This window comes from Enterobacter nematophilus, assembly GCF_026344075.1.
Lineage (GTDB): Bacteria > Pseudomonadota > Gammaproteobacteria > Enterobacterales > Enterobacteriaceae > Enterobacter > Enterobacter nematophilus.
Map to the genome: position 1 here is coordinate 172,720 of NZ_JAPKNE010000007.1, position 15,872 is coordinate 188,591.

A 15,872-nucleotide genomic window follows, 5' to 3' on the forward strand; every position below is an offset into this window, starting at 1 on the left:
GTATTTCTGCCATGAACTCACTGCGTTATCTTGATTTTGGTCAGTCGCGTCATCTGCTGCTGCTGATTGGCCGCATCGCGCTTGTCGTACTGTTTATTATCTTTGGTTACCCGAAACTAACGGGATTTAGCGGCACCGTACAATATATGACCTCGCTGGGCACGCCGATGCCCATGCTGGCGGCCATTATTGCGGTGGTGATGGAAGTGCCTGCCGCCATCCTGATCGTACTGGGCTTTTTTACCCGCCCTCTCGCGGTTCTCTTTGTTTTCTACACGCTGGGCACGGCGATTATTGGTCACCACTACTGGGATATGAACGGTGATGCGGTGGTGCCGAATATGATTAATTTCTACAAGAACGTCAGTATTGCTGGCGCGTTTATTTTGCTGGCGATTGTGGGACCGGGGGCCATTTCCCTGGACCGACGTTAAGCCATAAAAAAAGGCCGCAAGCGCGGCCTTTTTTGTTTCTGCAAAGCAGAGGAATTATGCGTATACCGGGAAGCGTGCGCAGATATCCAGAACTTTACCTTTAACGCGCTCGATAACCGCGTCGTCATTGATGTTGTCCAGAACGTCACACATCCAGCCAGCCAGCTCTTTCACTTCCGCTTCTTTGAAGCCGCGACGAGTCACGGCCGGAGAACCGATACGGATACCGGAGGTCACGAACGGGCTCTTCGGATCGTTTGGCACGCTGTTTTTGTTCACGGTAATGTTGGCGCGGCCGAGGGCAGCGTCAGCTTCTTTACCGGTCAGGTTCTTATCAACCAGATCCAGCAGGAACAGGTGGTTTTCAGTACCGCCAGACACCACTTTGTAGCCACGGTTCAGGAACACTTCCACCATCGCTTTGGCGTTCTTAGCAACCTGCTGCTGGTAAACCTTGAACTCTGGCTCCATCGCTTCTTTCAGCGCGACGGCTTTTGCGGCGATAACGTGCATCAGCGGGCCGCCCTGCGCGCTTGGGAACACGGCAGAATTCAGTTTCTTATACAGATCTTCGTCACCGCCTTTCGCCAGGATCAGGCCACCGCGTGGACCCGCCAGGGTTTTATGGGTGGTAGTGGTCACAACGTGAGCGTGAGGAACCGGGTTCGGGTAAACGCCAGCGGCGATCAGGCCCGCAACGTGCGCCATGTCAACGAACAGGTACGCGCCGATGCTGTCTGCGATTTCACGCATTTTTGCCCAGTCAACGATACCGGAGTAAGCAGAGAAGCCACCGATGATCATCTTTGGTTTGTGCTCTTTGGCCTGCTTAGCCATATCTTCGTAGTCAATTTTACCGGACTCATCAATACCGTAAGGAATGATGTTGTACAGTTTGCCGGAGAAGTTAACCGGGGAGCCGTGAGTCAGGTGGCCGCCCTGCGCCAGGTTCATGCCCAGAACGGTATCGCCCGGCTGCAGCAGCGCGGTGTAGACCGCGAAGTTAGCCTGAGAGCCGGAGTGCGGCTGCACGTTCGCGTAGTCAGCGCCAAAAAGTTCTTTCGCACGGTCAATCGCCAGCTGCTCAACGATATCAACGTACTCGCAACCGCCGTAGTAGCGCTTGCCCGGATAACCTTCAGCGTATTTGTTGGTCAGCTGAGAGCCCTGCGCCTGCATCACGCGCGGGCTGGTGTAGTTTTCGGAGGCGATCAGTTCGATGTGCTCTTCCTGACGTACTTTTTCCTGCTCCATAGCCTGCCACAGTTCGGCATCATAATCGGCAATGTTCATTTCACGCTTTAACATCCGCATCTCCTGACTCAGCTAACAAGTAAATTTTGGCCTGAAAAGGCAGTCCTGTTGGACGACGGGCAACAGTATAACTGAATAGTTCTGTGATAACAGGTCTTGACAAATGATTTTACGCAAACGTTTTCCTTCGCGCCACGCAAGGGTTTGAGGAATAAAGATCTCGCTATTTCCAGCGGATTTCTTTTCAGGTTTGTGATGCGTATTTTTCATCTTGCAAAGAACCATTTACAAAGCATGGGTATTTTTTATAAGATGTATTTAAAATACATTATTAAAGTGACATCAGAAGGAAGCTGCCATGCTCGACGCTCAAACCATCGCTACCGTTAAAGCCACCATTCCCCTGCTGGTGGAAACCGGTCCTAAACTTACCGCCCATTTCTACGATCGCATGTTCACGCACAACCCGGAGCTCAAAGAGATTTTCAACATGAGCAACCAGCGTAACGGCGATCAGCGTGAAGCGCTGTTCAACGCCATCGCGGCCTACGCCAGCAATATCGAAAACCTGGCGGCGTTGCTGCCCGCGGTGGAAAAAATCGCGCAGAAGCACACCAGCTTCCAGATCCAACCCGAGCAGTACAACATCGTCGGCACTCACCTGCTGGCGACGCTGGACGAAATGTTCAGCCCGGGACAGGAGGTGCTGGACGCCTGGGGTAAAGCCTACGGCGTGCTGGCAAACGTGTTTATCAATCGTGAAGCGCAGATCTACAGCGAAAACGCCGGTAAAACGGGTGGATGGGAAGGGACGCGCGCCTTCCGCATCGTCGAGAAAACGCCGCGCAGCGCCTTAATCACCAGCTTTGAGTTTGAACCGGTAGACGGACAGCCGGTGGCCGATTACCAGCCGGGCCAGTATCTGGGCGTATGGCTGAAGCCTGAAGGCTTCCCGCACCAGGAGATCCGTCAGTACTCTCTGACCCGCAAACCAAACGGCAAAGGCTACCGCATTGCGGTGAAGCGCGAGGACGGCGGTCAGGTTTCCAGCTGGCTGCACAACGAAGCGAACGTGGGTGACGTCGTTCATCTTGCAGCGCCGGCGGGTGACTTCTTTATGGCCGTTGAAGCCAATACCCCGGTGACGCTGATCTCTGCGGGCGTCGGCCAAACGCCAATGCTGGCGATGCTGGACACGCTGGCGAAAACAAACCACGGCGCGCAGGTTAACTGGTTCCACGCCGCGGAGAACGGCGACGTGCACGCCTTTGCGGATGAAGTGAAAGCGCTGGGGGCGGATCTGCCCCGCTTCACCTCCCACACCTGGTATCGCCTGCCGACGGAGGCAGACCGCGCAGCCGCTCGCTTTGACAGCGAAGGTCTGATGAACTTAAGCCAGGTGGAAGGGGCGTTTAGCGCGCCGGAGATGCAGTTCTACGTCTGTGGACCGGTGGCGTTTATGCAGTATGCCGCGAAGCAGCTGGTTGAGCTGGGCGTGAATAAAGACAACATTCATTACGAATGTTTCGGGCCGCATAAGGTGCTGTAATGAAAAAGCCCCTCGAACGAGGGGCTTTTTTTCGCCGGGTGGCGAATTGTTAAATCGCCGCGTCGTCTTCTTCACCGGTACGGATACGGATCACGCGCGCCACGTCAAAGACGAAGATTTTTCCGTCGCCAATTTTGCCCGTCTGCGCCGTGCGGATAATGGTATCCACGCAGGTATCGACGATATCGTCGCTGACCACGATTTCAATTTTCACTTTCGGCAGAAAGTCGACCATGTACTCTGCGCCACGATAAAGCTCGGTGTGGCCCTTCTGACGACCAAAACCTTTCACTTCCGTCACGGTCATCCCGGTGATGCCCACTTCCGCCAGCGCTTCACGCACGTCATCCAGTTTGAAAGGTTTAATAATCGCATCAATCTTTTTCATGGTGGGTCCTTAAACTCTTGCCTGTAAGCTGCTTCGTAATCGGTTGCTCACAGTACCATACGGCACTACTCTTTAAAATCGTTTGCTTCCAGCTCGTGGCGTGAGAGCAGCTTATAGAACTCGGTGCGGTTGCGTCCGGCCATCCGCGCCGCGTGGGTCACGTTGCCTTTGGTTATCTGCAGCAGCTTGCGCAGATAGTTCAGTTCGAACTGGTTACGCGCTTCCGCAAACGTCGGCAAGGCCGTGTTCTCCCCTTCCAGCGCCTGCTCCACCAGCGCGTCGCTGATAACGGGCGAGGACGTCAGCGCCACGCACTGCTCAATCACGTTCACCAGCTGACGCACGTTACCCGGCCAGCTGGCGGCCATCAGCCGTTTCATCGCATCCGTCGAAAAGGCGCGCACGAACGGCTTATGCCGATCTGCCGCCTGGCGCAGGAGGTGATTCGCCAGCAGCGGAATATCTTCCGCGCGCTCCGCCAGCGCCGGGATCTTGAGGTTCACCACGTTCAGGCGGTAGTAGAGATCTTCACGGAACTCGTTGCGGGCCATCACTTTTGGCAGGTCGCGGTGGGTGGCGGAAATGATTCGCACGTTAATATCAATATCGCGGTTGCTGCCCAGCGGGCGCACTTTGCGCTCCTGAAGCACGCGCAGCAGTTTGACCTGCAGCGGCGCGGGCATGTCGCCAATCTCGTCGAGGAACAGCGTGCCGCCTTCCGCGGCCTGGAACAGCCCTTCCCGGCTGCTCACCGCGCCGGTGAATGCCCCGCGGGCGTGGCCAAACAGTTCAGATTCGAGCAGCTGTTCCGGCAGCGCGCCGCAGTTGATGGCGATAAAGGCGTTTTTGCTGCGCGGGCTGGCGTTGTGGATCGCCTGCGCCAGGATCTCTTTCCCGGTTCCGCTCTGGCCGTTAATCAGCACGCTGACGTCTGACTGTGCAACCATTCGCGCCTGCTCAAGCAGACGCAGCATTATCGGGCTGCGGGTGACGATTGATTCACGCCATGCGTCGTCGCCGGAGGGCGCGGCGTGCTCCAGCGCGCTGTCGATAGCTTTGTAGAGCGCGTCTTTATCTACCGGCTTGGTGAGGAAGCTGAACACGCCCTGCTGGGTTGCGGCGACGGCATCCGGGATTGACCCGTGCGCCGTCAGGATAATGACCGGCATGCCCGGCTGCTGCTTCTGGATCTCCGCGAACAGCTGCATGCCGTCCATTTCGTCCATCCGCAGGTCGCTGATCACCAGGTCGATCTTCTCGCGGCTGAGGACTTTAAGCCCCTCCTGCCCGCTTTCCGCGGTCACCACGGTGTAGCCTTCACTCACCAGACGCATCCCCAGCAGCTTTAACAGGCCGGGATCGTCATCCACCAGTAAGAGATGGGCTGGTTTACGGCTCGTCATGCTTCACATCCTCTTGTTTCGGCATATCGCTGTCCGGTGCAGCAGATGAACTACCGGGCTGATATTTACGCGAAGAGAGCTGTCTTTCGATATCGGTCAGGTTTTCCAGCTTGCGCGTCGTGGTATCCAGCTGAGTACGTAAATGCTGTTGCTGTTGGCGCAGCGTATCAAGCTCGCTGTCGGTTGACTGTTGCAGCTTGCTGTAGCGGGAGCGCTCTTCTGACAGCTGCAGCTGTAACGTCTGCCCATCCCGCCAGAGCTGGTATACCGGGCGCACCTGTGCCGGAAGATTGATGACAAACGTGTCAAGACGGGTCACGTTAGCCCGACGCTCAACGGGGGTAATTTTCGCATCGCCCAGTAAAATCCCACGCTTGAAAGCGTCCTGCCAGGTGTCTTCATCCAGCATCGCCGCCTTCGAGCGGGCGTCTACCGGCGCAAGCCGCTGGGCGCAATCTATTCCGCGCAGCCAGAACAGCGGATTATTTTCGACATCATGCCCTGAGAGGCTCCAGATATCGTCACAGCGGGTAGAGAGGAAATCCGCCAGCTGGTTATCGGGCCATTTATCTTCTTGTTTACCGCTTATCGCACTTTGCGGCGCATGGGAAACGCACCCCGCCAGAACTAAACAGGGCAGAGTCAGGCGACCCGCTTTGCTGGAAAACACCGCACGTATGGCGCGGAAAAAGACGTGTGACATACTCACCAGATATAGATTCATTTTATTAATTTTTCCGGCTCAGGGGCAGTTCAATACGGAAGCAAACATCTGAACGTTCGTCCGTGGCAATGTTTAGCTCACCCTGCATGCGTCGTATGCAGTCCCGGGCAATGCTTAAGCCCAGACCGCTTCCTTTTACCGCACCTTTCCGCTGATGACTCCCCTGGAAAAAGGGTTCGAAGATCATGGTTTTTTCGTCATCGGGGATGGGGGTGCCGGTGTTTGCGACGTCAATAAACACCCGGGAACCCTTCGTATAACTTCGGATATAAATGTTACCGGATTCAGTACCATAGTGCACCGCATTGGAGTAAAGATTATCCAGAACGCTCATTAATAGCATGGGTTCAGCGAGACAGGTCGGCGCAGTCAGCTCTACCCCGGTATGCATCATTTTAGCTCGTGCCGGCAAGCTATGGGCGGAGATCACCATATCCACCAGCGGCTCAATCTCGACGGTTTCCAGCACCACCGCCCCGTCAGCCAGCTTGCGGTTGTAATCCAGAAGCTGCTCAATCAGCTTTTGCAGGTTGCGGCTGCTGGCGTCCAGAATGTCGACAATCTCTTTCTGCTCCGGCGTAAGCGGCCCTGCCACCTCGTCCGCCAGCAGCTCCGTTCCTTCGCGCATGCTGGCCAGCGGGGTTTTCAGCTCATGGGAGATATGGCGCAGGAACTGATGACGCTGGGATTCCAGCCACGCCAGGCGCTCGGATAGCCAGATAATGCGCTGGCCGACGGAGCGCAGCTCGCGCGGGCCTTTAAAGGCAACCGTATCCCCGAGCGATTTCCCCTCCCCCAGGCGGTTGATCATGCGCTGAATACCCTTCACCGGGCCGATGATCATGCGGGTAAAGAGCAGCACCAGCCCGAGGCTCACCAGGAACAGCACCAGCGCCTGCCAGCCGAAGAACTGGCCGCGCTCGGCAATCTCCTGCTGTAGCTGCTGGCCGCGAGAGAAAATGACCGTGCGCGTTGACTGCACCATTTCGGTATTGGCGGCGGCGAATGCCTCAAGGCGCGCGGCGGCAGCCGCATCCGGGCCGCTGTTCTGGCACTGCAGCTGCGCGAGATCGTTCAGATCCTGACGTAACGCCTGATACAGCCTGTCGTCCGGCAGCACGCCCGCGTGGGCATCCAGCATTTCGCTGTAGCGCTTGCGCTGGCTCTGGTACACCTTCTCCAGCGTCCGATCGTCGAGCACGCAGTACTGACGATAGCTACGCTCCATCTCCAGCGCGGCGTTGGTCATCGCTTCACTGCGTCTGGCATCGATAAGCGTGGTGCGGTTCGTCAGTGCCGCCTGGGCACTCAGCGCGTTGAGGCTCTGCCACGCCTGCCAGGCGAGGATCAGCAGCGGCAGCAGGATCAGTAGAAAGGCCATCATCACGAGCTGTCGCAGGGAGCGGGGAAAAACGGGCCAGCGTTTCAACGCATTACTCTCTTCATGGGGGTTTACGGAGAGCGTAACTGAGTCTGCCCTTCAGATACAACAAAGCCGGGTAAAAACCCGGCTTTGTCATGGAATAAGGCGGTGCCTAACTCGACGTTTCGCCCTGGCCTGATAAAGCATCGCTATGATCAGTAGTTGGACGGCAGGCACCTTTTTGTGCGTCATTCGAAGTTTATGTAGCACGTCCCGAAGGGGCTGACATAAGAAGGTGAATGAGCCACTGGTTAATATTATGCAACACCCATGCCAGAATGCAAAACAAAATATTAACATACTGAAATTTATAACTTTTATTCGCTTAGCCTGTTCGTTGTGCGCTGAATGATTTCCAGGCTAAGTGTCGCTATTAAGCAACACCTTAACGGGAACCCATACCAGCCTATATAAATCAATGATTTAAATGTCTCCTTTTGGAGACACCTGCCTATATTATTTGTCGCGATTTTGCGACAGATACAAAAAAGCCCGGTGGCGCTCGCGCTTACCGGGCCTACAGGTACTGCGCTAAAACTTAACCCAGCTGTTTACGCGCGTTGCGGAAGATACGCATCCACGGGCTGTCCTCGCCCCAGTTTTCCGGGTGCCAGGAGTTGCTCACGGTACGGAACACGCGCTCCGGGTGCGGCATCATGATGGTCGCGCGACCGCTTTCGCTGGTCACCGCCGTAATACCGTTGACGGAGCCGTTCGGGTTCGCCGGATAGGTTTCCGTGACCTTGCCGAAGTTATCGACAAAGCGCAGCGCCACCAGGCCTTTACTCTCAAGCTCCGCCAGATGCGCCGCATCGCGCACTTCCACCTGACCTTCACCGTGGGAAACGGCGATTGGCATCTGCGAGCCAACCATCCCCTGCAGCAGCAGAGACGGGCTCTGAGTCACTTCTACCAGGCTGAAGCGCGCTTCAAAGCGGTCGGACTGGTTACGCACAAAGCGCGGCCAGGCTTCGCTGCCAGGGATCAGCTCGCGCAGGTTAGACATCATCTGGCAGCCGTTGCACACGCCCAGCGCCAGGGTTTGCGGACGGTGGAAGAAGGTCTCGAACTCGTCGCGCACGCGGCTGTTGAACAGAATGGACTTCGCCCAGCCTTCACCCGCGCCCAGCACGTCGCCGTAGGAGAAACCGCCGCACGCCACCAGCGCATGGAAATCTTCCAGACCTGTACGCCCGGCCAGCAGGTCGCTCATGTGGACGTCGATAGCGTCAAAGCCCGCGCGGTGGAAGGCAGCCGCCATCTCAACGTGGGAGTTAACGCCCTGCTCGCGCAGCACGGCCACTTTCGGACGTGCGCCGGTGGCAATGTACGGCGCGGCAATGTCTTCGTTGATGTCGAAGGAGAGCTTCACGTTCAGGCCAGGATCGTTGTCGTTAGCCTTCGCATTGTGCTCCTGATCGGCGCAGTCCGGGTTATCACGCAGGCGCTGCATCTGCCAGGTGGTTTCTGCCCACCACATGCGCAGCGTGGTGCGGCTTTCGCTGAACACCGCGTGACCGTCTGCTTCAATCACGAAGCGGTCGCCCTGAACGGCTTTACCCAGATAGTGCACGCAGTCTGCCAGACCGTGCTTCGCCAGAATCGCTTCCACCGCCTCGCGGTCTGCCGCGCGAATCTGAATCACCGCGCCCAGCTCTTCGTTAAACAGCGCCGCCAGGCGGTCTTCGCCCAGAGAGGCAATGTTCGCTTCCACGCCGCAGTGGCCGGTGAAGGCCATCTCTGCCAGGGTCACCAGCAGGCCGCCGTCGGAGCGGTCGTGGTAGGCCAGCAGCTTGCGGTCCGCCACCAGCGTCTGAATCGCATCGTAGAAGCCTTTCAGCTGCGCCACGTCTCGCACGTCGGCTGGCTTGTCGCCGAGCTGACGGTAAACCTGCGCCAGCGCCGTGGCACCCAGCGCGTTGTGGCCTTTACCCAGGTCAATCAGCAGCAGGGCGTTGTCTTCGGTCACAAGCTGCGGCGTAACGGTGTGGCGCACGTCTTCTACGCGGGCAAACGCGGTGATCACCAGCGACAGCGGAGAGGTCATCTCGCGCTGCTCGTTACCTTCCTGCCAGCGGGTTTTCATCGACATGGAGTCTTTACCCACCGGAATGGTCAGGCCGAGGGCTGGACACAGCTCCTCACCCACCGCTTTCACGGCTTCATACAGGCCCGCGTCTTCGCCTGGGTGACCAGCAGCGGCCATCCAGTTTGCAGAGAGCTTGATACGTTTGATGTCGCCAATCTGCGTCGCCGCGATGTTGGTCAGCGCTTCACCCACTGCCAGACGGGCAGAGGCGGCGAAGTCCAGCAGCGCCACCGGGGTGCGTTCGCCCAGGGCCATCGCTTCGCCGTAGTAGCTGTCGAGGCTCGCGGTGGTCACGGCGCAGTTCGCCACCGGGATCTGCCACGGGCCGACCATCTGGTCGCGGGATACCATACCGGTCACGGTACGGTCGCCGATGGTCACCAGGAAAGTTTTCTCTGCCACAGCGGGCAGGTGCAGCACGCGGTTGACCGCTTCCGCCACGGTAATGCCCTGGCGATCCAGCGCTTTGCCCGCCGCTTTACGGGTCTGCACGTCGCGGGTCATCTTCGGCGTTTTACCGAGCAGCACGTCCAGCGGCAGATCGATCGGCTGGTTGTCAAAGTGGGTGTCACTCAGGCTCAGATGCTGCTCTTCGGTTGCTTCACCGATAACGGCATACGGCGCGCGCTCGCGGCGGCACAGCTCGTCAAACAGCGGCAGCTGGTCGGCGGCCACAGCCAGCACGTAGCGCTCCTGGGATTCGTTACACCAGATTTCCAGCGGGCTCATGCCCGGCTCATCGCTCAGGATGTCGCGCAGGTTGAAGCGTCCGCCGCGGCCGCCGTCGCTCACCAGTTCCGGCATGGCGTTGGACAGACCGCCCGCGCCCACGTCGTGGATGAACAGGATCGGGTTGGCATCGCCCAGCTGCCAGCAGCGGTCGATGACTTCCTGGCAGCGACGCTCCATTTCAGGGTTGTCGCGCTGCACGGAGGCAAAATCGAGATCCGCGTCAGACTGGCCGGAGGCCATAGAGGAGGCCGCACCGCCGCCCAGACCGATGTTCATGGCCGGACCGCCCAGCACGATCAGCTTCGCGCCGACGACGATCTCGCCTTTCTGCACGTGATCGGCACGGATGTTGCCGATCCCGCCTGCCAGCATGATCGGTTTGTGGTAGCCGCGCAGCTCTTCACCGTTGTGGCTGTCCACCTTCTCTTCGTAGGTACGGAAGTAACCGTTCAGCGCCGGACGACCAAATTCGTTGTTGAACGCCGCGCCGCCCAGCGGGCCTTCGGTCATGATATCCAGGGCGGTTACAATGCGCTCCGGCTTGCCGAAATCTTCTTCCCACGGCTGTTCAAAGCCAGGAATGCGCAGGTTAGAGACGGAGAAACCGACCAGACCCGCTTTTGGTTTCGCCCCACGGCCGGTCGCCCCTTCGTCACGGATTTCACCGCCGGAGCCGGTCGCCGCACCCGGCCATGGAGAAATGGCCGTCGGGTGGTTGTGGGTTTCCACTTTCATCAGAATATGCGCGGGCTCCTGATGGAAGTCATAGCGCCCTGCTTCGCGATCGGCGAAGAAGCGGCCCACCTCAGAACCTTCCATCACCGCGGCGTTGTCTTTATAGGCAGACAGCACGTGGTCAGGGGTTTGTTCCATGGTGTTTTTAATCATTTTGAACAGCGACTTCGGCTGCTGTTCGCCGTCGATAATCCAGTCGGCGTTGAAAATCTTATGGCGGCAGTGCTCAGAGTTGGCCTGCGCGAACATGTAGAGTTCGATGTCGTTCGGGTTGCGGTTGAGCTTAACGAACGCGTCCTGCAGGTAGTCAATTTCGTCTTCTGCCAGCGCCAGGCCGAGACGCAGGTTGGCGTCAATCAGCGCCTGACGGCCCTGCCCCAGCAGGTCCACGCTCTGTACCGGCGCAGGCTGATGGTGGGAGAAAAGCTTCTGTGCGTCGTCAAGAGAGGCAAACACGCTCTCCATCATGCGGTCGTGCAATTCAGCCGCAACCGCCTGCCACTGCGCGTCGCTCAGGGTAGAGGCTTCGACGTAGTACGCTACGCCGCGCTCCAGACGGTTAATCTGGCTCAGGCCGCAGTTGTGAGCAATATCGGTGGCTTTGGAAGACCAGGGGGAGATGGTGCCCGGACGCGGCGTCGCAAGGATCAGTTTGCCGGTTGGCGTATGGCTGCTCAGATTTGGGCCATACTTGAGCAGGCGTTCCAGCTGTACGCGCTCCTCTGCATTCAGGGGGGCATTCAGGTCAGCAAAATGGACATACTCAGCGTAAATATTGCTTACCGGAAGGTCGGCCGCCTGAAAACGTGCCAGCAGTTTGGTAATACGGAAGGCAGACAGTGCAGGCGAACCACGCAGAATTTCCATCATAAGTCTCTCGTCTTCGAAGCGCCGGGGCGCTTACAGTGTGCGCAAGGGGGGAAAACGGGCGTCATTATAGAGAATCCTGAGCGCCGACGAAACCGTTTGCGTCGAAATAAAATCGACTTCAGCGTTTAACAATAGATGTGAACTGTCTCTCTAATTGGTTGCCAAGTGGCGCAAGTTTACGCAAAATGCCGCTCATTCAATGGCAAACCTTATTATTAACATGGCTACAGCAGACTGAGGCAACCGGCGTCGCAGAGAATTAACTAATTGAAAAAATTAAAGATTAATTATCTGCTCATCGGCATTGTAACGTTGCTGCTGGCAGTGGCCCTCTGGCCTTCCATCCCCTGGTTCGGCAAAGCCGAAAACCGTATCGCCGCCATTCAGGAGCGGGGGGAACTGCGCGTCAGTACCCTTAACTCTCCGCTGATTTACAGCGACATCAACGGCAAAATTATTGGTCTGGATTATGAGCTGGCGCAGCAGTTCGCCGATTATCTGGGCGTGAAGCTTAAAATTACCGTTCGCCAGAACATTAACCAGCTGTTTGACGACCTGGACAACAACAACGCCGATATCCTCGCTGCCGGGCTGGTGTACAACAGCGAGCGCAGCAAGAACTACCAGCCGGGCCCGACCTACTACTCCGTTTCCCAGCAGCTGGTCTATCGCGTCGGAAGCCTGCGCCCGCGTACGCTTGCCTCAATCAACGCGCAACAGCTGACGATTGCTCCCGGCCATGTGGTGATTGACGACCTGCGTGAGCTGAAAGAGAAAAAATACCCGGATCTCAGCTGGACGGTTGACCCTAAACTCGGCACGACGGAGCTGCTGGAGCAGGTCAAAGATCGGAAACTGCCCTACACCATCGCCGATTCGGTGGCGATCAGCCTGTTCCAGCGGGTGCATCCTGAAATCGCCGTGGCGCTGGACGTGACGGACGAACAGCCGGTGACCTGGTTTACCCATCTGGATGACGACCAGACCCTCTCGGCGGCCATGCTGGATTTCTATAACACCATTAATGAAGACGGCACGCTGGCGCGCCTTGAGGAGAAGTACCTCGGCCACGGGGATGACTTTGACTACGTTGACACCCGCAGCTTCCTGCGCGCGGTAGACAGCGTCCTGCCTGACCTGCAGCCGCTATTTGAAAAATACGCCCAGGAGATTGACTGGAAACTGCTGGCGGCGATCTCGTATCAGGAGTCCCACTGGGACACCCAGGCCACCTCCCCTACGGGCGTACGCGGACTGATGATGTTAACCAAAAATACCGCGCTGAGCCTGGGCGTGAACGACCGTACCGATGCGGAACAGAGCATCAGCGGCGGGGCGCGCTATCTGCAGGATATGATGGCTAAAGTGCCGGAAACGGTGCCGGAAGAAGAGCGGATCTGGTTTGCGCTGGCGGCCTACAACATGGGCTACGCGCATATGCTTGACGCGCGGGCTCTGACGGCGAAAACGAAGGGGAACCCGGACAGCTGGTCAGACGTAAAACAACGCCTGCCGCTGCTGAGCCAGAAGCCATGGTACAACAAGCTGACGTACGGCTACGCGCGCGGTCATGAAGCCTACGCCTACGTGGAAAATATCCGTAAGTATCAGATTAGCCTGGTCGGCTATCTGCTGGAGAAAGAGAAAGAGGCAACAGAGGCAAAACAGCTGGCGGAAAGTTATCCGGTTGTTGCGCCGGACGAGCTTAATCATCCGACAGCTTCAATTCTGCCTTTTGTTGCTTTTTCTGCTGACGGCGCATTCGAAAGAAATCGCTTAATAGCCCCGAACACTCTGGTGCAAGTACCCCACCGATAGTCTGCACCTGATGATTCATCCCAGGATGACCCAGTACGTCCATCAGTGAACCGGCGGCCCCGGTTTTTTCATCCCGCGCGCCAAACACCAGGGTACCGATTCGGCTGTGCACCATTGCTCCGGAGCACATCACGCACGGCTCCAGCGTCACGTACAGGGTGGTATCGAGCAGGCGATAGTTTTGCAGCACCAGTCCGCCCTGACGAAGCGCCATAATTTCGGCGTGCGCGGTAGGATCGTGGCGGCCAATAGGACGGTTCCACCCTTCCCCAATCACCTGGTTGTTATGAACCAGCACCGCGCCCACGGGCACTTCGCCCTCGTCCCAGGCACGTTGAGCCAGCGCCAGCGCGTGGCGCATCCAGTATTCATGATTGTGTTCTGAGGTGGACAAAGGCTGATACTCCAGTCGAAAAGCGGGCGGCATTATACACAGCCCTTATAGATAAGACTATTCGAGTTGCTGAAGTTCACCGAGGGGAGTAACGCGCCAGCGGTGCTGGCAAAAATAGAGCAGCGGGTTGTCCTGCTTGCTGTCGCTGTAGCCGCTGTACAGGCGCAGCGGCGTGCCGATACGTTTTTCCAGCTGGACCACTTTTTCATGCCCCAGACAGCGCATCGTCAGAACCCAGCCGCCGTAGCCGCGGGAAATTTGCGTGGCGATAAGATTCACGCGCGGCAGCCAGGGCGTATCAAAATAGACCTGCTCCACCAGCGTCTGCGGGGAGCCGGTAATCAGCCAGATGTCGGCATCGTTGGCGTCGAGATAGCTGGTCAGGCGCGCCTGCACCACGGGAAATGCGGCAACGTGGCCGCGGAACCAGAGAGCAAACTCCTGTTCGAGCTGTTTGAGCCGCGCTTCGCTGTGGCCGAACGTGCATCCCCAGAGCAGCAGGCTCATCGGCCAGCGCGCCGCCCGGCCTTTTACCAGCAGAGCGATGCCAATCACGGGTAAGAGCGGTAAGACGAGCAGCGCGTTCAGAGGCTGGCGCCGCAGCAGGTAGCGCATAAACGTACCGAACATATCCTGCTGATGCAGCGTTCCATCCAGATCGAAAAAGACAACGCGACGCTCGTGATTGGCCAAACCTTACTCCTCTGGGTCGTTGAATCCTAACAGCCAGGTAAACAGGAACCCGGCGATCACCGCTACTAAATAGCCTAACAGATAGAGCATGACTTTTCCGGTCACGATGGTTAATGCCAGCGGTAAACCGGAGAGACCGAAGGTGATAACGGTGGCGACTTTCCAGTAGCTGATAAGCGCCCCGCCTACCGCGCCCCCCAGACAGGCCGCAAGAAACGGTTTACCCAGCGGCAGCGTGACGCCGAAGATCAGCGGCTCGCCGATGCCGAGCAGCCCGACCGGCAGCGCCCCTTTAATCACCTTTTTCAGGCGCGCGTTGCGGGTTTTCATCAGAACGGCAATCGCTGCCCCCACCTGCCCGACGCCCGCCATCGATAGGATAGGCAGCAGCGCGTTATAGCCGTGCGCCTGCACCAGCTCGACGTGAATGGGAACCAGCCCCTGATGCAGGCCGGTCAGCACCAGCGGCAGGAAGGTGCCAGACAGCACCGCCCCCACCAGCAGGCCGCCGCGGTCGATAGCCAGAGACGCGCCGTGAGCGATGGCGTCAGAGATCCACCCGCCCAGCGGCTGAAGGACCACAATCGCGACGCTACCGGTAATTAACGTGGTCAGCAGCGGGTTGAGGATAAGCTCAATCGAGCCAGGCAGAACCGCACGTAGCTTTTTCTCGATCCAGCACATCAGGATAACCACCAGCAGCACGGCAATCACCCCGCCGCGACCCGGCTGGAGCGCCTCGCCAAACAGCGTGATTTGCGCCAGCTGCGGGCTGGACAAGATCCCTGCCATTACGCCGCCCATGGCCAGCGAGCCGCCAAACACCTTCGCGGTATTGACCCCGACCAGGATGTTCATGATGGCAAACACCGCGCTGCCGAAGATCGCGAGAATGCCCAGCAGGTTCGGATACTGCGTGGCAAAGTCCCCGACGATATCCGGCCGCTTGAGGATATTGATAATCCCGGTGATCAAGCCGGAGGCTATAAACGCCGGGATCAGCGGGATAAAGACGTTTGCCAGCTGTCGCAGCGCGTCGCTCATGGGAGCTTTGTATTTGGCCTTCGCCTGCGCTTTGGTGCGTTCAGCGTCGTCGACCGTCACGCTCGCCCCGCCGACCATCAGCGCGCGCATGGCGTCGACAACCTGCGCCGCCTTGCCCGGCCCGACGATCAGCTGGTGCTGCTGCCCCTGTTTCACGTAGCCGCTGACGCCGGATAGCTTCTTCAAACCCGGCACGTCAAGCCGATCGTCGTTATGCACCTCGACGCGCACGCGCGTCATGCAGTTTTCCAGACGCTGAATATTTTTCTCCCCGCCGATCCCCTGCAGGATATCGCTGGCGAGCGCTGCTGTTTTGTCCATA

12 protein-coding genes are annotated in these 15,872 nt (G+C 58.0%); 3 read left to right on the top strand and 9 right to left on the bottom strand.

Annotated elements, in window-relative coordinates:
* Window positions 1–11 precede the first annotated feature (11 nt).
* Window positions 12–434 carry a DoxX family protein gene (locus OSH03_RS17645; RefSeq protein ID WP_061097381.1) on the top strand — a complete coding sequence of 141 codons (423 nt, stop codon included), beginning with the start codon at window positions 12–14 and terminating at the stop codon, window positions 432–434.
* Between the two features lie 54 nt (window positions 435–488).
* On the opposite strand, the gene glyA is transcribed toward OSH03_RS17645, so the two are convergent.
* Window positions 489–1,742, bottom strand: a complete 1,254-nt coding sequence (gene glyA, locus OSH03_RS17650) for a serine hydroxymethyltransferase (protein WP_061097380.1) — start codon at window positions 1,740–1,742, stop codon at window positions 489–491.
* A 304-nt stretch (window positions 1,743–2,046) separates the two neighbouring features.
* Between glyA and hmpA the strand changes: the two genes are divergently transcribed.
* On the top strand, window positions 2,047–3,237 hold the full coding sequence (gene hmpA, locus OSH03_RS17655; RefSeq protein WP_266179707.1) for an NO-inducible flavohemoprotein: 1,191 nt from the start codon (window positions 2,047–2,049) through the stop codon (window positions 3,235–3,237).
* A gap of 49 nt (window positions 3,238–3,286) precedes the next feature.
* Here the strand turns inward: hmpA and glnB are convergent, their stop codons facing one another.
* The 5 genes from glnB to purL all read right to left on the bottom strand — a co-directional run bounded on the left by glnB (window position 3,287) and on the right by purL (window position 11,601).
* Window positions 3,287–3,625, bottom strand: coding sequence for a nitrogen regulatory protein P-II (glnB, locus tag OSH03_RS17660; protein ID WP_003860685.1), 339 nt, complete (start codon window positions 3,623–3,625; stop codon window positions 3,287–3,289).
* 65 nt (window positions 3,626–3,690) lie between these two features.
* A complete protein-coding gene (gene glrR, locus OSH03_RS17665; protein WP_028014084.1) occupies window positions 3,691–5,028 on the bottom strand; it encodes a two-component system response regulator GlrR in 1,338 nt (445 codons plus the stop codon).
* Entirely contained in the window at window positions 5,015–5,752 is a 738-nt protein-coding gene (gene qseG, locus OSH03_RS17670; RefSeq protein WP_266179708.1) for a two-component system QseEF-associated lipoprotein QseG, read from the bottom strand. The genes glrR and qseG overlap by 14 nt, the downstream gene beginning before the upstream one ends.
* Window positions 5,753–5,756: 4 nt before the next feature.
* On the bottom strand, window positions 5,757–7,181 hold the full coding sequence (gene qseE, locus OSH03_RS17675) for a two component system sensor histidine kinase QseE/GlrK (RefSeq protein WP_266179709.1): 1,425 nt from the start codon (window positions 7,179–7,181) through the stop codon (window positions 5,757–5,759).
* A gap of 532 nt (window positions 7,182–7,713) precedes the next feature.
* The gene (gene purL / locus OSH03_RS17680) at window positions 7,714–11,601 is read right to left on the bottom strand and encodes a phosphoribosylformylglycinamidine synthase (protein WP_266179710.1); all 3,888 of its coding nucleotides are present in this window, start codon (window positions 11,599–11,601) and stop codon (window positions 7,714–7,716) included.
* Window positions 11,602–11,868: 267 nt separating this feature from the next.
* Here purL and mltF point away from each other — a divergent pair, with 267 nt between their 5' ends.
* Window positions 11,869–13,419, top strand: a complete 1,551-nt coding sequence (gene mltF / locus OSH03_RS17685; protein ID WP_061097375.1) for a membrane-bound lytic murein transglycosylase MltF — start codon at window positions 11,869–11,871, stop codon at window positions 13,417–13,419.
* Here the strand turns inward: mltF and tadA are convergent.
* The 3 genes from tadA to OSH03_RS17700 are packed head-to-tail and all read right to left on the bottom strand — an operon-like array spanning window position 13,307 to window position 15,871.
* Window positions 13,307–13,846 (bottom strand): tRNA adenosine(34) deaminase TadA, encoded by a 540-nt coding sequence (gene tadA, locus OSH03_RS17690; protein WP_061097374.1) that lies wholly within the window; start codon window positions 13,844–13,846, stop codon window positions 13,307–13,309. The two genes, mltF and tadA, sit on opposite strands and share 113 nt — an antisense overlap.
* Before the next feature lie 24 nt (window positions 13,847–13,870).
* A complete protein-coding gene (gene yfhb, locus OSH03_RS17695; protein ID WP_253542973.1) occupies window positions 13,871–14,506 on the bottom strand; it encodes a phosphatidylglycerophosphatase C in 636 nt (211 codons plus the stop codon).
* Between the two features lie 3 nt (window positions 14,507–14,509).
* Window positions 14,510–15,871 (bottom strand): PTS transporter subunit EIIC, encoded by a 1,362-nt coding sequence (locus OSH03_RS17700; protein WP_061097372.1) that lies wholly within the window; start codon window positions 15,869–15,871, stop codon window positions 14,510–14,512.
* Window position 15,872: the final 1 nt, after the last annotated feature.